At 55.0% G+C, this 19,737-nt stretch carries 20 protein-coding genes; 13 read left to right on the plus strand and 7 right to left on the minus strand.

Features of this window, described 5'->3' with window-relative positions; genetic code table 11:
* Positions 1 to 21: 21 nt before the first annotated feature.
* The 5 genes from ACR8BF_RS02580 to ACR8BF_RS02600 all read left to right on the plus strand — a co-directional run bounded on the left by ACR8BF_RS02580 (position 22) and on the right by ACR8BF_RS02600 (position 7,140).
* A complete protein-coding gene (locus ACR8BF_RS02580) occupies positions 22 to 1,320 on the plus strand; it encodes an adenylosuccinate synthase (RefSeq protein WP_292989142.1) in 1,299 nt (432 codons plus the stop codon).
* Positions 1,321 to 1,538: 218 nt separating this feature from the next.
* On the plus strand, positions 1,539 to 1,982 hold the full coding sequence (nsrR, locus tag ACR8BF_RS02585) for a nitric oxide-sensing transcriptional repressor NsrR (RefSeq protein ID WP_003855325.1): 444 nt from the start codon (positions 1,539 to 1,541) through the stop codon (positions 1,980 to 1,982).
* A gap of 16 nt (positions 1,983 to 1,998) precedes the next feature.
* Entirely contained in the window at positions 1,999 to 4,488 is a 2,490-nt protein-coding gene (gene rnr, locus ACR8BF_RS02590; protein ID WP_179898657.1) for a ribonuclease R, read from the plus strand.
* 68 nt (positions 4,489 to 4,556) lie between these two features.
* Positions 4,557 to 5,291, plus strand: a complete 735-nt coding sequence (gene rlmB, locus ACR8BF_RS02595; RefSeq protein ID WP_179898656.1) for a 23S rRNA (guanosine(2251)-2'-O)-methyltransferase RlmB — start codon at positions 4,557 to 4,559, stop codon at positions 5,289 to 5,291.
* Positions 5,292 to 5,511: 220 nt separating this feature from the next.
* Positions 5,512 to 7,140 (plus strand): isovaleryl-CoA dehydrogenase, encoded by a 1,629-nt coding sequence (locus ACR8BF_RS02600; RefSeq protein WP_292989134.1) that lies wholly within the window; start codon positions 5,512 to 5,514, stop codon positions 7,138 to 7,140.
* Here ACR8BF_RS02600 and bsmA read toward each other — a convergent pair.
* Both bsmA and ACR8BF_RS02610 read right to left on the minus strand, forming a co-directional pair.
* Positions 7,114 to 7,440, minus strand: coding sequence for a biofilm peroxide resistance protein BsmA (gene bsmA, locus ACR8BF_RS02605; RefSeq protein WP_179898654.1), 327 nt, complete (start codon positions 7,438 to 7,440; stop codon positions 7,114 to 7,116). The genes ACR8BF_RS02600 and bsmA overlap by 27 nt on opposite strands.
* Positions 7,441 to 7,496: 56 nt before the next feature.
* On the minus strand, positions 7,497 to 9,428 hold the full coding sequence (locus ACR8BF_RS02610) for a methyl-accepting chemotaxis protein (RefSeq protein WP_434745511.1): 1,932 nt from the start codon (positions 9,426 to 9,428) through the stop codon (positions 7,497 to 7,499).
* A gap of 158 nt (positions 9,429 to 9,586) precedes the next feature.
* On the opposite strand from ACR8BF_RS02610, the gene yjfP reads away from it, so the two are divergent.
* On the plus strand, positions 9,587 to 10,336 hold the full coding sequence (gene yjfP / locus ACR8BF_RS02615) for an esterase (protein ID WP_434745512.1): 750 nt from the start codon (positions 9,587 to 9,589) through the stop codon (positions 10,334 to 10,336).
* A gap of 49 nt (positions 10,337 to 10,385) precedes the next feature.
* Here yjfP and ACR8BF_RS02620 read toward each other — a convergent pair whose 3' ends face one another.
* The gene (locus ACR8BF_RS02620) at positions 10,386 to 10,592 is read right to left on the minus strand and encodes a hypothetical protein (RefSeq protein ID WP_136197721.1); all 207 of its coding nucleotides are present in this window, start codon (positions 10,590 to 10,592) and stop codon (positions 10,386 to 10,388) included.
* Positions 10,593 to 10,996: 404 nt separating this feature from the next.
* Between ACR8BF_RS02620 and rpsF the strand changes: the two genes are divergently transcribed.
* Genes rpsF through rplI form a run of 4 tightly spaced genes read left to right on the plus strand, consistent with a single transcriptional unit; the run spans position 10,997 to position 12,437 of the window.
* Complete coding sequence (rpsF, locus tag ACR8BF_RS02625) at positions 10,997 to 11,392, plus strand: 30S ribosomal protein S6 (protein ID WP_003855334.1); 396 nt, start codon at positions 10,997 to 10,999, stop codon at positions 11,390 to 11,392.
* Between the two features lie 6 nt (positions 11,393 to 11,398).
* Complete coding sequence (priB, locus tag ACR8BF_RS02630) at positions 11,399 to 11,716, plus strand: primosomal replication protein N (protein WP_010256154.1); 318 nt, start codon at positions 11,399 to 11,401, stop codon at positions 11,714 to 11,716.
* Positions 11,717 to 11,720: 4 nt separating this feature from the next.
* Positions 11,721 to 11,948 (plus strand): 30S ribosomal protein S18, encoded by a 228-nt coding sequence (rpsR, locus tag ACR8BF_RS02635; RefSeq protein ID WP_002210155.1) that lies wholly within the window; start codon positions 11,721 to 11,723, stop codon positions 11,946 to 11,948.
* A 39-nt stretch (positions 11,949 to 11,987) separates the two neighbouring features.
* The gene (rplI, locus tag ACR8BF_RS02640; RefSeq protein WP_003855506.1) at positions 11,988 to 12,437 is read left to right on the plus strand and encodes a 50S ribosomal protein L9; all 450 of its coding nucleotides are present in this window, start codon (positions 11,988 to 11,990) and stop codon (positions 12,435 to 12,437) included.
* Positions 12,438 to 12,518: 81 nt separating this feature from the next.
* Here the strand turns inward: rplI and ACR8BF_RS02645 are convergent, their stop codons facing one another.
* The gene (locus tag ACR8BF_RS02645; protein WP_313700164.1) at positions 12,519 to 13,196 is read right to left on the minus strand and encodes a LysM-like peptidoglycan-binding domain-containing protein; all 678 of its coding nucleotides are present in this window, start codon (positions 13,194 to 13,196) and stop codon (positions 12,519 to 12,521) included.
* Positions 13,197 to 13,416: 220 nt separating this feature from the next.
* Here ACR8BF_RS02645 and fklB point away from each other — a divergent pair, with 220 nt between their 5' ends.
* Complete coding sequence (gene fklB, locus ACR8BF_RS02650; protein ID WP_090966197.1) at positions 13,417 to 14,037, plus strand: FKBP-type peptidyl-prolyl cis-trans isomerase; 621 nt, start codon at positions 13,417 to 13,419, stop codon at positions 14,035 to 14,037.
* 45 nt (positions 14,038 to 14,082) lie between these two features.
* Here the strand turns inward: fklB and ACR8BF_RS02655 are convergent, their stop codons facing one another.
* Positions 14,083 to 16,026 carry a bifunctional 2',3'-cyclic-nucleotide 2'-phosphodiesterase/3'-nucleotidase gene (locus ACR8BF_RS02655; RefSeq protein ID WP_434745513.1) on the minus strand — a complete coding sequence of 648 codons (1,944 nt, stop codon included), beginning with the start codon at positions 16,024 to 16,026 and terminating at the stop codon, positions 14,083 to 14,085.
* A gap of 294 nt (positions 16,027 to 16,320) precedes the next feature.
* Here ACR8BF_RS02655 and cysQ point away from each other — a divergent pair, with 294 nt between their 5' ends.
* Complete coding sequence (cysQ, locus tag ACR8BF_RS02660) at positions 16,321 to 17,064, plus strand: 3'(2'),5'-bisphosphate nucleotidase CysQ (protein WP_179898649.1); 744 nt, start codon at positions 16,321 to 16,323, stop codon at positions 17,062 to 17,064.
* 56 nt (positions 17,065 to 17,120) lie between these two features.
* Here the strand turns inward: cysQ and ACR8BF_RS02665 are convergent, their stop codons facing one another.
* On the minus strand, positions 17,121 to 17,678 hold the full coding sequence (locus ACR8BF_RS02665; RefSeq protein ID WP_179898648.1) for a YtfJ family protein: 558 nt from the start codon (positions 17,676 to 17,678) through the stop codon (positions 17,121 to 17,123).
* 315 nt (positions 17,679 to 17,993) lie between these two features.
* Between ACR8BF_RS02665 and ACR8BF_RS02670 the strand changes: the two genes are divergently transcribed.
* Positions 17,994 to 18,200: a DUF1107 domain-containing protein gene (locus tag ACR8BF_RS02670; RefSeq protein WP_003855513.1), complete on the plus strand. Its 207-nt coding sequence runs from the start codon at positions 17,994 to 17,996 to the stop codon at positions 18,198 to 18,200.
* Between the two features lie 52 nt (positions 18,201 to 18,252).
* On the opposite strand, the gene ACR8BF_RS02675 is transcribed toward ACR8BF_RS02670, so the two are convergent.
* Positions 18,253 to 19,575 carry a hemolysin family protein gene (locus ACR8BF_RS02675; protein WP_179898647.1) on the minus strand — a complete coding sequence of 441 codons (1,323 nt, stop codon included), beginning with the start codon at positions 19,573 to 19,575 and terminating at the stop codon, positions 18,253 to 18,255.
* Positions 19,576 to 19,737: the final 162 nt, after the last annotated feature.

Consider the following 19,737-nt stretch of genomic DNA (forward strand, 5'->3'; position numbering starts at 1 on the left):
AGCAATCGGTGATTTTGAGAAATGGGTAAGAACGTCGTCGTACTGGGCACCCAATGGGGTGACGAAGGTAAAGGTAAGATTGTAGACCTTCTGACTGAGCGCGCGAATTACGTTGTGCGTTATCAAGGCGGCCACAATGCGGGCCACACGCTTGTCATCAACGGTGAAAAAACCGTCCTCCACCTGATCCCTTCTGGCATTCTGCGCGATAACGTCACCAGCATCATTGGTAACGGCGTAGTGCTTTCTCCTGAAGCCTTAATGAAAGAGATGAAAGGCCTGGAAGCGCGCGGGATTCCGGTACGCGAACGTCTGCTGATTTCTGAAGCCTGTCCGCTGATTCTGCAATATCACGTTGCGATGGATATGGCGCGTGAACGTGCCCGTGGTGCCAAAGCGATTGGTACCACCGGACGTGGCATCGGCCCTGCTTATGAAGACAAAGTGGCTCGCCGTGCATTGCGTGTCAGCGATCTGTTTAACAAAGAAACTTTTGCGGCCAAGCTGAAAGAAGTTGTCGATTTCTACAACTTCCAGCTGGTGGAGTACTACAAAGAGCCAGCAGTCGACTTCGATAAAGTCCTGAATGATGTGATGGAAGTCGCTGACATCCTGACTGGCATGGTGGTTGACGTCTCTGAACTGCTGGACGTCGCGCGCAAGCGTGGCGATCTGATTATGTTCGAAGGTGCGCAGGGTACGCTGCTGGATATCGATCACGGTACCTATCCGTACGTGACCTCATCCAACACTACCGCAGGTGGCGTTGCAACCGGTTCAGGTATTGGCCCACGTTATGTTGACTACGTGCTGGGTATTGTTAAAGCATACTCAACCCGTGTTGGCGCAGGCCCGTTCCCGACCGAGCTGTTCGACGAAACCGGCGAATTCCTCTGTGCACAGGGTAATGAGTTTGGCGCAACCACCGGTCGTCGTCGTCGTACCGGCTGGCTGGATGCGGTAGCGGTTCGCCGCGCGGTCCAGATCAACTCCCTGTCAGGTTTCTGCATGACCAAGCTGGACGTGCTGGATGGCCTGAAAGAAGTGAAAATCTGTGTTGCTTACCGTATGCCTGATGGCCGCGAAGTCACCACTACGCCACTGGCAGCAGAGAACTGGGAAGGGATTGAGCCGATCTATGAAACCCTGCCAGGCTGGAGCGAGACAACGTTTGGCGTTAAGACGCTGGAAGGTTTACCTCAGGCCGCGCGTGACTACATCAGACGTGTTGAAGAGGTAACAGGTGTGCCGATTGATATCATCTCAACCGGTCCCGATCGTAGTGAAACGATGATTCTGCGCGACCCGTTCGACGCATAATCATTCAGGCCGGACAGTGTCCGGCCTTTGTTTTTCCACTCTTTGATGCCACTTAATCTCCCTTCGCTTGTCAAACCTTGTGCTGGCTCAAAAAAACGCACGGCCGATCAGACTCTGGTTTATCATCGTAGTTAATCGAATGGCGATCCGATTTAGTCCTGACATCAATTGTAAGGCGAATAACGTCATGCCACGCCTGAAGGTTCACTGAGGTTACTGTGCAGCTCACGAGTTTTACTGATTATGGCTTACGAGCCCTGATTTATCTGGCATCGTTGCCTGAAGGTCAGCAGACCAATATTACGGAAGTGACGAACACGTATGGTTTGTCCCGAAATCATATGGTCAAAATCATCAATCAGCTGAGCCGGGCGGGTTATGTCGCTGCCACGCGGGGTAAAAACGGGGGCATTCGTCTGGGTATGCCAGCGCGTCAGATTGTCATTGGCGACGTGGTACGTAAGATGGAACCACTACAACTGGTGGATTGCGCCTCCTGTTCTATCACGCCAGCCTGTCGTCTGAAGCAGGCGTTACATGATGCGGTGCAGCGATTTTTGCAGGAGCTGGATAACTATACCCTGGCCGATCTGGTTGAAGGAAATACACCACTTTATGAGATCATCTTGTCCAGATCGCCAGTGGCAATAAATATTAAATGACATCGGAGGAACCGCTATGTCAAAAGATCCCTTTCAGGATAGAGAAGCTGAAAAATACGAAAACCCTATTCCGAGCCGTGAATTTATTCTGGCTCTGCTAGAAAAACGTGAAAAACCGGCCAGCCGTGAAGAGCTGGCTGAAGAGATGAATTTGCAGGAAGAAGAGCACCTTGAGGCGCTGCGTCGCCGCCTTCGCGCCATGGAGCGTGATGGTCAGCTGGTGTTCACCCGCCGTCAGTGTTATGCCCTGCCAGAACGTCTTGATCTCCTGCGCGGTAAAGTCATTGGCCATCGTGATGGCTACGGCTTCCTGCGGGCAGAAGGTCAGAAAGATGACCTTTACCTCTCCGCAGAACAGATGAAATTCTGTATGCACGGTGACGTGATCCTGGCGCAGCCGTTGGGTGCCGATCGTAAAGGCCGCCGCGAAGCGCGCGTAGTCCGCGTGCAGGAACCGCGCAACAATCAGATCGTTGGCCGTTACTTTACCGATGCCGGTGCCGGCTTCGTGGTGCCGGATGACAGTCGCCTGAGTTTTGACATTCTCATTCCACCTGAAGAGACGATGAATGCCCGCATGGGTTCCGTGGTGGTGGTTGAGCTGGTCCAGCGTCCGAACCGCCGCAGCAAAGCGATCGGTAAAATCGCTGAGATTCTGGGCGATGATATGGGCACCAGCCTGGCTGTGGATATGGCGCTGCGTACGCATGAAATCCCGCATACCTGGCCGCCGGAAGTGGAAGCTCAGGTCAGCAAACTGAAAGAAGACGTCCCGGAAGAGGCCAAAAAAGGCCGCGTCGATCTGCGTAAACTGCCGCTGGTCACCATTGATGGTGAAGATGCCCGTGACTTTGATGATGCTGTTTACTGTGAGAAGAAGCGCGGTGGCGGATGGCGTCTGTGGGTCGCTATCGCGGATGTCAGCTATTACGTTCGTCCTGGCACCCCACTGGATGACGAAGCGCATCAGCGCGGTACCTCGGTTTACTTCCCGTCGCAGGTTGTGCCGATGCTTCCGGAAGTGCTGTCGAATGGCTTATGTTCACTTAACCCGCAGGTCGATCGCCTCTGTATGGTGTGCGAGATGACTATCTCGACCAAAGGTAAACTGACCGGCTTTAAGCACTACGAAGCGGTAATGAACTCCCATGCGCGTCTGACCTACAACAAAGTCTGGAACATCCTGCAGGGCGACAAAGAGCTGCGCCAGCAGTATGCGCCGCTGGTCAAAGACCTTGAAGAGCTGAATAACCTTTATCATGCGCTGGAAGCTGCACGTGAAGAGCGTGGCGGCATTTCGTTTGAAACGGAAGAGGCGAAGTTCATCTTCAACGCCGAGCGCCGTATCGAACGTGTTGAGCGTGTGTCACGTAATGACGCCCACAAACTGATCGAGGAGTGCATGATCCTGGCGAACATCGCCTCAGCACGCTTCGTTGAGAAAAATCAGGAACCGGCGCTGTTCCGCGATCACGATCGCCCGACTGACGAAAGCATTAAAAGCTTCCGTACCGTGCTCAACGAGCTGGGACTGACTCTGCCTGGCGGCAACAAACCGCAGCCAATCGACTACGCGGCGTTGCTGAAGCAGGTTGCCGATCGTCCTGATGCGGAAATGCTGCAAACCATGCTGCTGCGTTCGATGAAGCAGGCCGTTTACGATCCGGAAAACCGCGGTCACTTTGGTCTGGCGCTTTCGTCGTATGCGCACTTTACTTCGCCGATTCGCCGTTATCCGGATCTGACGCTGCACCGCGCTATCAAGTATCTGCTCGCGAAAGAGCAGGGTGAAGGCAAGGGTCTGGTACAGCGTGCCATCAAGTACCTGATGCCAAAAGATAAAAATGCCAAAGATCTCACTACGGCAACCGGCGGCTATCACTACGAGATGCCGGAGATGCTGCAGCTGGGTCTGCACTGTTCCCTGACCGAGCGCCGCGCGGATGAAGCGACCCGCGACGTGGCTGACTGGCTGAAGTGTGACTTCATGCAGGATCAGGTCGGCAACGTCTTTAACGGCGTCATCTCCAGCGTCACCGGATTTGGCTTCTTTGTCCGCTTAAGCGATCTCTTCATCGACGGTCTGGTCCACGTTTCGACGCTCGACAACGATTACTACCGTTTTGACCCGGTAGGTCAGCGTCTGATCGGTGAATCGGGCGGTCGCACCTATCGTCTGGGTGACACAGTTGAAGTGCGTGTTGAAGCGGTCCACATGGACGAGCGTAAAATCGACTTTGCTCTGATCTCCAGCCAGCGTCAGGTGCGTGGTGAAGGTAAAACCGCGCGTGACCGGGCGAAGCGTGACGACAAAGCCCCAACCAAACGCCGTCGTGATGCGAGCAGGAAGTCTAACTTCGAGCCGGATTCTGCGTTCCGTGGTGACAAAGGCAAGCCCGCCGCTGCGGATACCGGGAATAAAAGTAAAAACGTCTCGGAAAAAACCCGTAAAATCGCCGCCGCCACCCGGGCGAAGCGCGCCAGAAAAAAGGCGCAGCCTGACTGATGCGCGCACCCGCCCTTTCTCAGGAGAAAGGGCGGTCATTCATTTTTTTCCAAACACTGAGCAGATCGATGAGCGAAATTATTTTTGGTATCCATGCCGTGCAGGCGCTGCTGGAACGTGACCCACAACGTTTCCAGGAAGTCTTTATCCTCAAAGGCCGCGACGATCGTCGCCTGCAACCTCTGGTTGCCGCGCTGGAAGCTCAGGGTGTTGTGATTCAGCTGGCCGAGCGCAAGTGGCTCGACAGCCAGGTTGAAGGCGGTGTGCATCAGGGTATCGTGGCGCGGGTGAAACCGGGTCGTCAGTATCAGGAAGGCGACCTGCCGGATCTGCTGCAGAGCCTGGAGAAACCGTTCCTGCTGGTACTGGACGGGGTCACCGATCCACACAACCTGGGTGCCTGCCTGCGCAGCGCCGATGCCGCCGGTGTGCACGCGATAATCGTACCGAAAGATCGCTCTGCTCCCCTGAATGCCACCGCCAAAAAAGTGGCCAGCGGCGCGGCAGAAAATGTGCCATTGATCCGCGTCACTAACCTGGCGCGTACCCTGCGTCTGTTGCAGGAGTACAACATCTGGGTGGTCGGCACCGCAGGTGAAGCTGACCATACTGTCTTCCAGAGCAAAATGACCGGCCCGATGGCGCTGGTGATGGGTGCGGAAGGGGAAGGCATGCGTCGTCTTACCCGTGAGCATTGCGATGAGTTAATCAGCATTCCGATGGCGGGCAGTGTCTCTTCGCTGAATGTCTCGGTCGCGACTGGCGTCTGCCTGTTTGAAGCGGTGCGTCAGCGCAACGCCTGATTCCCGATGTGATCCTCGCCACAAATTAGTCTCTGTACCAGGCATAACTGCGCGTTATTCGTATATACCCAAAGCATTTCGGGTTGCATTGAGGCGGCAAGAGAACGAATCCCGATGAGCTTACATGAGTAAGTGATTCGGGTGAGTGAACGCAGCCAACAAAAATGCAGCTTGAAAGACGACGGGTATACTTACTGAGTGACATCCGCAAGGAGTAGTTATGACCTGGACAACACACACCGTTTTTAATCAGCCTCATCCTCTGAGCAACAGCAACCTGTTCCTGTCTGATACGCCACTGAGCGACGCTTTGTCACGCGAAGGCGCAGGGTGGGACCGGGAATGGCTGGCGTCGGTAGGCCGACAGCTGGGTAGCGCCGAGTCGCTGGAGCTGGGTCGTCTCGCCAATGCTGAGCCGCCTGAACTGCTGCGCTACGACGCTCGTGGCGAACGCATGGACGAGGTCCGTTTTCATCCTGCCTGGCATCTGCTGATGCAGGGCGTCTGCGCCAGTCGCCTGCATAATCTCAGCTGGCAGCCCACCGTTCGTGAACAGGCCAGTGTGGCGCGCGCTGCCCGTTTTATTCTGCATGCGCAGGTTGAAGCAGGCACACTCTGCCCGGTGACCATGACGCACGCGGCCATTCCTCTGCTGCAGACTTATCTGCCCGCCGCGTTTGAGGGCTGGCTCGATCCGCTGCTCAGCGATCGCTACGACCCCCATGCACAGCCTGGTGACCAGAAGCGGGGTCTGCTGATTGGGATGGGCATGACGGAAAAGCAGGGCGGCAGCGATCTGCTCACCAGCACCACCCACGCCGAACCGCTGGGCGCGCGTGGTGCGGGTGAAGCCTACCGACTGACCGGCCATAAATGGTTCTTCTCTGTACCACAGAGCGATGCGCATCTGGTGCTGGCTCAGACGCCCGCCGGGTTAAGCTGCTTCTTCCTGCCACGCCTGTTGCCCGACGGTTCACGCAACACCATCCAGCTGGAGCGACTCAAAGATAAGCTGGGCAATCGCTCCAATGCCAGCTGTGAAGTGGAGTTTCGCGATGCAACCGGCTGGCTGCTGGGGGAGGAGGGCGAAGGCGTGCGGCTGATCCTGAAGATGGGCGGCATGACGCGTTTTGACTGCGCCCTTGGCAGTCACGGTCAGATGCGCCGTGCTTTCTCGGTAGCCATCTCGCACGCCCATCAGCGGCAGGTGATGGGAAAAAATCTGGTGGATCAGCCTCTGATGCGTCAGGTTCTGGCTCAGCAGGCATTGCAGCTGGAGGGACAAACCGCGCTGCTGATGCGGCTGGCGCGCGCCTGGTCACAACCGGCAAAACCGCATGAGGTCACCTTTGCCCGCCTGTTTACGCCAGCGGCAAAATATGAGATCTGCAAAGCGGGTGCGCCGTTCGTGGCGGAGTCGATGGAGGTGCTGGGAGGCATCGGTTACTGCGAAGCCAGTGAGCTACCGCGTCTCTATCGTGACATGCCGGTCAACAGCATCTGGGAAGGCTCGGGCAACGTGATGTGTCTTGATGTTCTGCGCGTGCTTGCCCGTCAGGCAGAAGTTACGGAGATGCTGAGTCAGGAGTTTGAAGCGGTGAAAGGGAGTAATCGCTATTTCGATACGCGCTGGCGACAGCTGCGTCTGAGGCTTAGTCACGTTCCTGAAGCGCAGGCGCGCGAGGTCACCCGCACGCTTCTGCAGCTGGCAATGGGGGCCCAGCTACTGAAATATGCCGAACCCCCGCTGGCGGATGCATGGTGCCAGCAGTGGCTCGACCAGCGTGGTTCACGCCCGCTGGAGGCTGCCATTACCGATCGCTTACTGGACCGCGCCTGTGGCAGATGATGCACCGTACAAAATCGCACTGGCGTACCAGAAGCCGGGCATGACCGTCTCGCTCAGCATCACAATCTGATAGTAAGCTGCTCCGGCCTGATTGGCCTGAGCGGCAACGGCACGCTGGGCATCATCCGGTGAGCCGTGCACGTTAACGGTAATATTACCCAGCTTCGGCAAACCTCCACTCTGCGCTCGTGAAATCTCCTGCGCCTGTTGTGCTGGCGCAGGTGGGGCTTTTGGCGTGGTTTCAAGCGCGGAACAGCCTGCCAGCAGCAGGCTGAACACCATTAAATAAGCGGAACGCATAGCAAAACCCTTATTCAGAACGAAACATTAAGTGTATGCCATCGCTCTGAGGGGCGTCAGGATTTAAGGCTAAATACGCTGACCAACTGGGTCAGGTGGTGCCCTTTATCACTCAGGTTCTGTGCACTGTTTTCCGCCTGTGCCACCAGTTGGCTGTTCTGGTGAGTTGCCTGGCTGATCTGGTTCATCGCAATATTAACCTGGCCGATGCCCACAGCCTGCTCCTGCGCCGCCACGTTGATCTCGCCCATCAGCGCCTGCACCTGCTCGATGTGCGTCACAATGTCGGTCATTGCATCGCGCGTCTGCTCGGAGAGCTGATGGCCCTCAGCCACGTGGCTGATAGAGGTCGCTATCAGTCCATCAATCTCTTTGGCGGCCTGCGCGGAACGCTGTGCCAGTGCACGGACTTCTGCAGCCACCACGGCGAAGCCACGGCCCTGTTCACCCGCTCGCGCCGCTTCAACGGCAGCATTCAGCGCCAGAATATTGGTCTGGAAGGCGATCGACTCAATCACATGCGTGATATCTGCAATGCTTTGCGATGAAACTTTAATAGCTGACATGGTATTGACTGAGCGCACCACCGTCTTGCTGCCGTGGCTGACGATATCGCTGGCCTGGGCCACCAGTGACATCGCCTGACGCAGGCTTTCGGCGGTGTGTTCAACCGTTGCACCAAACTGCTCCATGCTGGCAGAGGTCTGCTCCACACTGCTGGCCTGACGCCCGATCTGCTCGCTGATATTATGGCTGCTTGCCGCAATAGTGTCCGTGCCATTGCTGATCTCCTGCGCCGCGCCGCGCACCTGGCCGACAATCTTCTCCAGACCATCGCCAATGCCGTTAATCGCAATGATCAGCTGGCCTACTTCGTCGCGACGATGCGTATCCATATGGACCTGCAGATTGCCGGCGGCATACTGCTCCGCCAGATGAATCACCTGCTGCAACGGACGGGTAATCGCCCGACGGCTGTACCAGACAAAGCCCAGCGCAAAAACAATCACCAGAACCAGTCCGGTAATCAGGAACAGGTTACGGCTATGCGTAATCGGAGCCAGCAGGCTGTCACGGTTTACCTCACCGGTGATCACCCAGTTCCAGCCCGGCAACTGCTGCCAGGCCAGGATCTGCATCTCACCGTTGATCTCCACCTGCTGCATACCCTCCGGCTGCGTCAGCAGCGGTTTCAGCGTTGCATCATCCCAGGCGGGGCGTTTCCCTTCGTCGTGCCGATCGAACAGATACACGCCCTGGGTTTTACCGGGAGTGCCGTTGAGCACAAAGAAGTGACCGCTATCACCCAGCTGACGCGCCAGGATTTTTTCACGCATTAACGCATACTGTTTATCAATGCCAACACCGACAAACAGAATGGCAACGACTTTGCCACTCTCATCTTTCACTGGCTGATACTGCGTGATGTAGCGATGGCCGAACAGCGTCGCCAGCCCGCGGTAGACTTCGCCCTGGTGAACGCTTTTCCAGGCGGCACCGGTGCGGTCAAGCTGCGTACCGATTGCGCGACTGCCATCCTCTTTTTTCAGTGAGGTTGAAACACGAATAAAATCATCGCCATAGCGCACGAAAATGGTCGCTACGGCGGCGGTGCGTTCGGTGAAATCGTCAACTGCAGTCTGGTCGAGGTTCAGTGTCTTTAACCCGGCGCGCAGCACCGGCGTTGAAAAGGCTCCGACCTGGATCCGCGAGCTTTCATCCAGGCTAAAGCGCTTAGGCAGGAAGCTGGTAAAGAGATCGGTGTAGTGAGCCACCTCTTCGGTCAGGGTGGCGTTAAACATAGTGGCCATTTCACTGATGCCCTGCACCTGGTTGTGCATGTCATCGATGGCGAGATTTTCCAGCTGGCGCGAGGCGTTGTGGCTTTGAGTCAGTGTCAGAACCAGCAACAGCAGCGCTACGCTGAGAGACGTCAGTACAGACAGCTTAACTCCGAGACTCAGGCCGCTGAGAGAGAGACGCTTCATAAATTACCTTTGATCATGTTAGGGGCATACACGATCAACGGCACAGCACGGAAAAAGTTTAGGATTAAGTCGGATGACTAAGCGCAGCGGGGGATTTCGCAAATTAACCTGCAGAACGTAGACTTTATCGGCACGCCTCGCCCTTTTCAGGAGAAACCATGATTGAACTCAGTACCGAAACGCTGGCCGGTATCGAATGCCTGCACGCCACACCAGCCGGACAACGGCATCAGCCACTGCCCACCGTGTTGTTTTATCACGGCTTTACCTCATCAAAAGAGGTCTACGCCTACTTCGCTGTCGCGCTGGCGCAGGCGGGATTTCGGGCGGTGATGCCGGATGCGGAGCTGCACGGCGCGCGTTATCACGGTGATGCCAATGCACGGCTGGGCCGTTTCTGGGAGATTCTGAAACAGAACATTGATGAGCTGCCACTGCTTGAGGCCGCGCTGCATAAAGACAATTTGATCGCTGACAGGCGTTTCGCGGTAGCGGGTGCGTCGATGGGCGGCATGACGGCACTGGGCGCGATGGCGCGTTATCCGCAAATCCAGAGCGTCGCCTGCCTGATGGGATCGGGCTATTTTATGCAACTCAGTCAGTCCCTGTTTCCGCCGCTGGTGGCCGACACGCCTGAGCAGAAAGCGCAGTTTGCGGCCCGTATGGCACCGCTGGCGGACTACGATCCCTGCAACCGGCTGGAGGCTCTGGCAAACCGCCCGCTGCTATTGTGGCATGGGGAGGCGGATGAGGTCGTGCCCTGGGCGGAAAGCGTACGGCTGGAGAGGGCGCTGCATGACAACGGGCTGGCGCAGCATCTGACCTCGCTGTCAGAAAAACAGATCGGGCATAAGATCACGCCATCCGCCCTGACGGCGCTGGTCAGCTTTTTTAAACAGCAGTTATAAACAATGAACGGGCGGAGAAGGACTCTGCCGCCCGTAAACTTACCGGTACTTACCAGAACGCAGACGCTTTTTCTGCTGCGCTGGCAGGCGCACTGACCGGGTTTCTTTCCGGCGTATCCAGCCGGTTAACGTAGACATAACCCGATGCCGCTTCGCTGCTGTGACTTCTCATCTGCTGCGCACAGTCAGCATGGCTGGCAAGAGCGGGTGGAGACAGGAAGAGACCCAGTAAAGTGGCGATGACGAACGTTTTCATGCCCGACTCCTCACTTCAGGGAACACACTCTGCGCGACGCCACTAAGCGAACCGTAACGTCTTTAATCAGTTTAGCGACTGAGTAAATTATCGCCAGATCGTCTGCCTGAACCTCTTTGTCAGCATTTTTGAATATTCGTCGCCCAACCCGCTGTATTCCCATCATTAGCACAAAAAGCGACGGTATCTGGCACGACGCCTGCGATTTGTTTAAATGTGCGCTTGAGTTAAGGCACCTTCGCCGGTATGATTACGCGTCAATTTTTCAGCCGCATTCTCAGGCTGTGTCCCACAAACGCTCGTCACAGCGAACCTTTGTGGGACACAGCCTATAACGTTCCTTGCTTCCATGGGCCGCGGTTGACCCCGACAGGAGGCTGAATAATCCGTAAGGAGCAATTTCGATGCGTCATTACGAAATCGTATTTATGGTTCATCCTGACCAGAGCGAACAGGTTCCTGGCATGATCGAGCGTTACACTGGTGCTATCACTGGTGCTGAAGGCACGATTCACCGTCTGGAAGACTGGGGCCGCCGTCAGCTGGCTTACCCGATCAATAAACTGCACAAAGCGCATTACGTTCTGATGAATGTTGAAGCGCCGCAGGAAGCGATCGATGAGCTGGAAACGAACTTCCGCTTCAACGACGCCGTTATCCGTAGCATGGTTATGCGCGTTAAAAACGCGGTAACTGAAGCATCACCGATGGTTAAAGCGAAAGATGAGCGTCGTGATCGTCGCGAAGATTTTGCTAACGAATCCGCTGATGAGTCAGATGCTGGGGATTCTGAAGAGTAATCCATCGTGACGGTCAATCGACTTCGCCTGTCTGGCACTGTGTGCAAGACACCGGTTCGAAGAGTTAGCCCGTCAGGAATTCCTCACTGTCAGTTCGTGCTTGAGCACCGCTCAGTGCAGGAGGAGGCCGGATTTCACCGGCAAGCCTGGTGTCGTATGCCTGTTATTATTAGCGGCAGCGCCCATCAGGTGATTACTCAACATATAACGGTCGGCACGCAACTCACACTCGACGGTTTCATTAGTTGCCATCAGGCAAGAAATGGCCAGAGCAAAGTGGTGTTCCATGCCGAGCAGATTGAATTGATAGATTCTGGAGACTAGCCTAATGGCACGTTATTTCCGTCGTCGCAAGTTCTGCCGTTTCACCGCGGAAGGCGTTGTTGAGATCGATTACAAAGACATCGCAACGTTGAAAAACTACATTACCGAAAGCGGTAAAATTGTCCCGAGCCGTATCACCGGTACTCGTGCAAAATACCAGCGTCAGTTGGCTCGCTGCATCAAGCGTGCGCGTTACCTGTCTCTGCTGCCGTACACTGATCGTCATCAGTAATCGGCAACTGTCCATTAACGACTTTAAGAGGATAAGGTAATGCAAGTTATTCTGCTTGATAAAGTAGCAAACCTTGGCACCCTGGGTGATCAGGTTAACGTTAAAGCGGGCTACGCTCGTAACTTCCTGGTACCACAGGGCAAAGCTGTTCCTGCTACCAAGAAAAACGTTGAGTTCTTTGAAGCACGCCGTGCTGAACTGGAAGCCAAACTGGCTGACGTTCAGTCTGCAGCAACTGCACGCGCTGAGAAAATCAATGCACTGGGCACTGTAACCATCACGTCTAAAGCAGGCGATGAAGGTAAACTGTTCGGTTCAATCGGTACCCGCGACATCGCTGATGCAGTAACTGCAGCAGGCGTTGAAGTTGCTAAGAGCGAAGTTCGTCTGCCGAACGGCGTTCTGCGCACTACCGGTGAGCATGAAGTAAGCTTCCAGGTTCACAGCGAAGTATTCGCTAAACTGAACGTGAAAGTTGTTGCTGGTTAATTCTGATTAACTGAGCACGACATCAACGCCGGCCTTGTGCCGGCGTTTTTGTTTTATGCCTTTCTGCAGGCGCTGTTCGCGTTACTGCGCGCGAATAAAGCTGCCATCTGGCTGACGTGTAAACAGCACCGGGCCATTTGCGCCATCGACTGTCAGACCGGTTACGATCCCCTGCGCATCCTGACGAATTTTAACCTGCTGACCCGTTTTCAAAGAGCTGAGCGGCTGATCATTGCCTTCCACCCGCGCCATCGCAAACACATCATTAACCGGCAGACTGTTATCACGAAACAGCTGCGCCAGCGTCTGTCCGGAGGCGATAGTGAGGTTACGCCACTCGCCCTGAGAATCGGCTTTTGGCGTCTGCTGAGACGGTGAGGATGACGGCTGGCGGCTATTGTTGTTCTCGTAGATATCCGCCTGCATGGGCACCTCTTTCTCTGCAGAAGGCGTCACCGACTGTTCGACCGGATAGCGCAGCGTGCTGGCAGGCCAGAGAAACGCCACCAGCATCACCAGCAGAGCCGCCACAATGCCACGTCGGTGCGGTGCAGGCAGCGGATCCATCCAGCGAATGTGGTCGGTAAAATGCCAGATACGCTGAAGCCATGTCGGCAGGCGGGATGACGTGTCTGAAGCCATGCGGGGTTCCTCCTCTCCGGCAGTCTGCCGTGGCCTGCGTGCGGCAAGCCAGGTCTGCAGCCGGGATACCATTTGTGTCGCACGCATCCTGCGGCGTCGTGGGGCAATCTGGCCCATGTTTGCTCTCTTATTCAGGTGCTACAGACGGGATGATCCCCATCGATAGTTATAGTATGGGCAATACCGGCGCGAAGTGCCTGCCAGCATTGATAAATTTGACGGCTCTATTGTTTCTCTTTCAACCGCAAAAGTCATCTGCGACGCAGGGCATTTTACGCCAGCGGCCTGCGCTGCTATGCTGCCGGTTCGAATTTATCCGAGAGTGAAAGGAACGAAGATGACGACCCCTTCTTTCGACAGCGTCGAAGCACAAGCAAGTTACGGTATTGGTTTACAGGTTGGCCAGCAGTTGCTGGAATCTGGTCTGCAGGGTCTGCAACCAGAAGCACTGCTCGCGGGTCTGCGCGACGCGCTGGAAGGGAACTCGCCGGCCGTACCGGTTGATGTGGTTCATCGCGCACTGCGTGAAGTACACGAACGCGCTGAAGGCGTGCGTCGTGAGCGTACCGAAGCCATGGCCGCAGAAGGTCAGGCGTTCCTGCAGGAACATGCGCAGCGTGAAGGCGTGAGCAGCACCGAATCAGGTCTGCAGTTCAGCGTGATTACCCAGGGCGAGGGTCCAATCCCATCCCGTCAGGATCGCGTACGCGTTCACTACACTGGCAAACTGATCGACGGCACCGTGTTCGACAGCTCAGTTGCCCGTGGCGAACCGGCAGAATTCCCGGTTAGCGGCGTTATCCCAGGCTGGATTGAAGCACTGACCCTGATGCCGGTAGGCTCAAAATGGGAACTGGTGATCCCACAGAACCTCGCGTATGGCGAGCGCGGTGCGGGTGCCTCTATCCCACCATTCAGCACCCTGATGTTCGAAGTCGAACTGCTGGAAATTCTGTAATACCCGAGCGCTGCAACCCCCCCGGTTGCAGCGTTTTCTCCCGCCTTACTTCTGCTGTAAATTCACCTGCCACAGCGCAAAGCCAATCGCATCTGTCCCTTTGGGCTGAAGCGGATATTGCGCATGCTGCTGAATAAACCCGGTCGCCTTATCACCCGGTGCCGTTTCAAACTGAATATCGAGCGGGGTGGATGAGGTAATCGGTGCCAGACGCCAGTTATTGTCCGCCTTCGGCTGGACTGCGCCATGCGCTTTGGTTTCCGTGCTGATGTAGGCTGCTACCACCGAACGGTTCTCATCTGGAGAGGCAAAGGCAATGTACTTATCTCCGGTACCGGCAAACTTGCCGCCGTAAGCGCGATAGTTATTGGTCGCCACAAGGAAGGTCGCCTGCGGATCGATGGGCTTACCCTGCCACGTTAGCTGACGGATACGCGAGGCGTCCGGATGGATCAGCTGGCATTCCGCGTCGTAGCGGGCGGGCTGGGTCACATCGATCTGGTATTTCACCCCATCAATCACATCGAAGTTATAGGTGCGGAAATCCCAGTTGATCAGCGACTGCGTTTTGGTGCTGTGCGGATCAATCTGGTTAAACTGGCCTGCTGAACACTCCAGCCACTCTTTCACCTGCGCACCGGTCACTTTCATTACCACCAGGGTGTTGGGATAGAGATAGAGATCGGCCGCATTGCGGAAGGTCAGCGCGCCTTTCTCTACTTCAACATAACTGGCCGGATCGTTCTTACGTCCGCCCGCTTTAAACGGCGCGGCAGCAGAGAGCACCGGCAGACGACCCAGATCCGGATCGCCCTGAATGAAATGCTCCACGTAGGCGCGCTGAGCATTGTTGACGATCTGCACCGTCGGATCGTCCTGTACCAGTGACAGATAGCTGTACATCACGTCAGCGGACTTGCCAATGGGCTTCGCCACAAACTCCCGCGTGGCGCGGTGATCGTCAGCCAGCACTTTTACCAGCGCCGGATCCTCCGCCGCCAGCGATTTCTTCGCGGCAGTATCGTAGATGGGTCGCGCCTCTGCTTTGCCGCTGCTTACCTGCCAGCGTCCACCCTCATTGTTCAGCACCAGGTCGACCACGCCAAGGTGATCGCCCCACATACCTGGCATGACTGACGGAATCCCGTTCAGCGTGCCGTTGGCGATATCTGCCCCCTTGATGTCAGCAAACTCCTTGCTGGGGTAGACCGCATGCGCATGACCAAACAGGATGGCGCTGATGCCTTCTACCTGGCTGAGATAGTAAACCGAGTTCTCCGCCATCGTGTGATATGGCTCACTGCTCAAACCAGAGTGGGGAATAGCGATAATCAGATCGGCACCCTTCGCGCGCATCTCAGGCACATAGCGGCGAGCCGTTTCGGTGATGTCATCGACCCGCACCTTGCCCTGCAGATTGGCTTTATCCCACACCATGATCTGCGGGGGCACAAAGCCAATATAACCAATCTTCAGGGTCTGCGTTTTGCCCTCGCGATCAACCACGGAAGTGGATTTGATGATGTAAGGCGTAAACAGCGGTTTGCTGCTCTTCACATCAATGACATTAGCGTTCACATACGGAAAACGGGCACCCGCCAGCGCTTTTTTCAGGTAGGGAAGGCCATAATTGAATTCATGATTGCCGAGGTTGCCCACAGCGTAATCCAGCGTATTGAGCGCCTTGTAGACCGGATGGATCTCACCTTCGCGTAAACCTTTGGCCGCCATGTAGTCGCCGAGCGGACTGCCCTGAATGATGTCGCCGTTATCGACCAGCAGGCTGTTTTTCACCTCCTGACGTGCGGTGTGAATCAGCGTTGCGGTTCGCACCAGACCAAACTTCTCGGTTGGCGTGTCTTTGTAGTAGTCGAAATCCATCATATTGCTGTGCAGATCGGTGGTTTCCAGTACGCGTAAATCCACCGTCGCGGCCTGGGTGCCGACGGAAACGCTCAGGGCCAGTAACATCATTCCGGGCTTAAACATGCTTGCTCCTGCTGCAAATTAAATTCAGGCTCTCAAAATAATGTAAAAGCATGACAGATAGTCATTTTAAATCGTGATGGATATAACGTTTTGGTGCATCAGCCAGTGGATGATTCTTATACGTCGGAAGTCGATGCGTGTCGGCGTGGCGATAAGTGGGTAACTATGATATTGATATCTCTATAAATTGAATCGCTGAAGGCCCTCTGAATGGGCACTTCAGGCGGAACTGCTAAAATATCACTATCTGACGATGAGCTGATCCGGCAGCAGACAGACACAATGAGGTGAAAAATGTTAGAGCAAATCTGCCAACTGGCACGCGAAGCAGGCGACGCGATTATGCAGGTCTATGACGGTGCCGCGCCGCTTGACGTTTCTCACAAATCGGATGATTCACCGGTGACCGCCGCGGATATCGCTGCGCACGAGGTGATCCTCGCTGGCCTCAAAAAGTTAACCCCTGATGTTCCCGTTTTATCAGAGGAAGATCCGCCAGCCTGGGCGGTTCGTCAGCACTGGCAGCGCTACTGGCTGGTCGATCCGCTGGATGGCACCAAAGAGTTCATCAAGCGTAATGGCGAGTTCACCGTCAATATTGCGCTGATTGAAGAGGGGAAGCCGGTAATGGGCGTGGTCTATGCGCCGGTGCTGGGCGTAATGTACTCCGCGGCAGAGGGTAAAGCGTGGAAAGAAGAGGGCGGTCAGCGTGAACAGATTCATGTCCGTGACGCACGTCCTCCGCTGGTCGTGGTGAGCCGCTCACATGGCGATGACGACGAGATGAAAGAGTACCTGAAGCAGTTGGGTGAACATCAGACCGTTGCTACCGGCTCCTCACTGAAGTTCTGCCTGGTAGCGGAAGGTAAAGCCCAGCTCTATCCCCGTTTCGGGCCAACTAACATCTGGGATACTGGTGCAGGCCATGCCGTGGCGATGGCCGCCGGTGCACATGTGCATGACTGGCAGGGCAAAACCCTGGACTACGCGCCGCGCGAATCCTTCCTTAATCCCGGTTTCCGCGTCTCCCTGTTTTAAACCGGTCTGAGCATATATTCCCGGCGGTCGATTCTCTCGCCGCCGGGAGTACAGGATTATTCCTTCAGCAGCGAGGTGACCAGCGTCATCACTTTTGTCACTTCATCCTGCGTCAGCGATCCATCCTTCACAAATTTCACCTTGCCCTGTTTATCCAGCACCACAATGGCGGAACCGCCCGGCTGTAACTGCCAGGCATGCTGCACATTGCCTTTACTGTCGATAATAAACTGTGACCACGGATATTGCTGTTTGTTGGTCTCGACGCTGCTGCGCACAAACATGCCCGTGCCAGGAATCGCATCATCGGTGTTCACGATGGTGGTGGTTTGATAGCGATCATGCGGCAGCTTCGCGGCTTTGATCGCCTCTACCAGTGCCGCGTTCATCTCTTTCGCGGATGAGCGGCCAGCAATATGCTGCACCACGCGCACTTTTCCGCTGAGCTGCGCGCTATTCCAGTTTTTGTAGCTAAACTTCTCCTGCTGCAATAACAGCTCGCCCTTGTCATTCACGCCAACGGCCGGTACCCGTATATCCTGTTTGAGGTTATGGGCCATTACGCTTGCAGGTATCAGTAGAGACAACGCTACAGCTGCCAGAGTTATTCGCATTGTTTTTTCCTTAAGTGATCAGACCAGTCAGTCATTTTACTGCAATAGTAAGCAGGGATGATGCGCCTGTCCTGGAAAGGTGTCAGGTTTGTTATGGCCGCCACAATTCCGTAACCAACGAAGGTTTATACTGTGTTGTGTGAGCCTGATAACAGAGTGTTCTGTAATGATGTGTCAATTCAGTAAAAAAAATCACTTTCAGGAACACTAACAGGTGTGGGTGTTCTATAGTTATCGCGAATTCGCGCTTCATGGGCTGGAACCAAATTTGGAAACAGCGAAGTGTGCTTTAAAAATGTACAGGAGTCATACAGCATGAAGATCTTCCAGCGCTATAATCCGCTGCAAATAGCGAAATATGTAAAAACGCTGTTCAAGGGAAGGTTGTATATCAAGGACGTCGGCGCGTTTGAGTTCGATAAAGGGAAAGTTTTAATCCCGCGCGTCAAAGACAAACAGCACCTGAGCGTGATGTCAGAAATTAACCGCCAGGTCGTGCGTCTCAAGCTTGAGTTCAACTAATTACAAGTAATTAAAAGTAATCACAAGGGCGCCAATGGCGCCCTTAGTCATTCTACTCTTCTTCGCTTTTCGTCATGTTCAGCACCGGCGGTCGTTCATCGATGCGGGTGACCAGCAGCTGATCGATGCGATAGCTATCAATATCCACTACCTCGAACTTGTAGCCCGCAAACTTCACAAAATCGGTTCGTTTCGGAATTTTACGCAGCATATACATCATAAAGCCGCCGATGGTTTCGTAGTTGCCTGACTGCGGGAAATCATCAATATCCAGTACACGCATCACGTCATCGATCGGCGTACCGCCTTCAACCAGCCATGAGTTCTCATCACGCGCCACAATCTGCTCTTCCATGCCCTGACCGACCAGGTCGCCCATCAGTGTGGTCATTACGTCATTGAGGGTAATGATGCCCACGACCAGTGCATATTCGTTCATGATCACCGCGAAATCTTCGCCTGCGGTTTTAAAACTTTCGAGCGCTTCTGAGAGGGTCAGCGTGTCCGGCACAATCAGCGCAGAGCGGATCTGCAGGCCGCTGTTCAGCGCCATGCTCTGATTACCCAGTACGCGAAGCAGCAGCTCTTTTGAGTCGACATAGCCGACGATATGGTCGATATCGCCGCTGCAGACCAGAAACTTCGAGTGAGGATGCTGGGCGATTTTGGTTTTAAGGCTGGTCTCATCTTCATGTAGATCAAACCAGACAATATTTTCGCGCGAGGTCATGGAAGAGGGAACGGTACGTGACTCCAGCTCAAACACGTTTTCAATCAGCTCATGTTCCTGCTTACGCAGCACGCCAGCCAGTGCACCGGCTTCAACCACCGCGTAAATATCATCGGACGTGATGTCATCTTTGCGCACCATCGGCAGCTTGAAAATACGGAAGAAGACGTTAGCCAGGCCATTAAACAGAAACACCAGTGGACGCATCACCAGCAGGCAGAAACGCATCGGGTTGATGATGCGCAGCGCGATAGTTTCCGGGGCGACCATGCCAACCCGCTTTGGCGTTAAGTCAGCAAACAGGATAAACAGGCTGGTGACGATGGTGAAGGAACAGATAAAGCTAAGCTGTTCAGCCAGCTCTGGTGCGACAAAGCGGTTAAACAGGCCGCTGAACACCGGTGAAAAGGCCGCGTCACCAACAATACCGCCCAGAATGGCGACGGCGTTGAGGCCAATCTGCACCACGGTGAAGAACATGCCCGGCGTTTCCTGCATTTTCAGCACACGCTGCGCATTTACGTTGCCTTCATCGGCCAGCAGTTTCAGTTTGATCTTACGGGCGGCCGCCAGCGAGATCTCCGACAGGGAGAAAAAGGCACTGATTACGATCAGTAAAAGAATGACAAGTAAGCTATCTAACATATGAGATCCAAAGGGTTATCCACTTGTCATTTTTGGCCTGGGCAGCGTGGGTAAGCGCAAACAGAGTTGGTTTATCCGTGAAACAGAGCTATCCGTGCCAAAAATGTCTGCGCCAGTTCGACAACAAACAACATGTCGGGGCAGAAATGAAAACAGGCGGGA

Source organism: Candidatus Pantoea rara, assembly GCF_051136265.1.
Taxonomy (GTDB): domain Bacteria; phylum Pseudomonadota; class Gammaproteobacteria; order Enterobacterales; family Enterobacteriaceae; genus Pantoea; species Pantoea rara.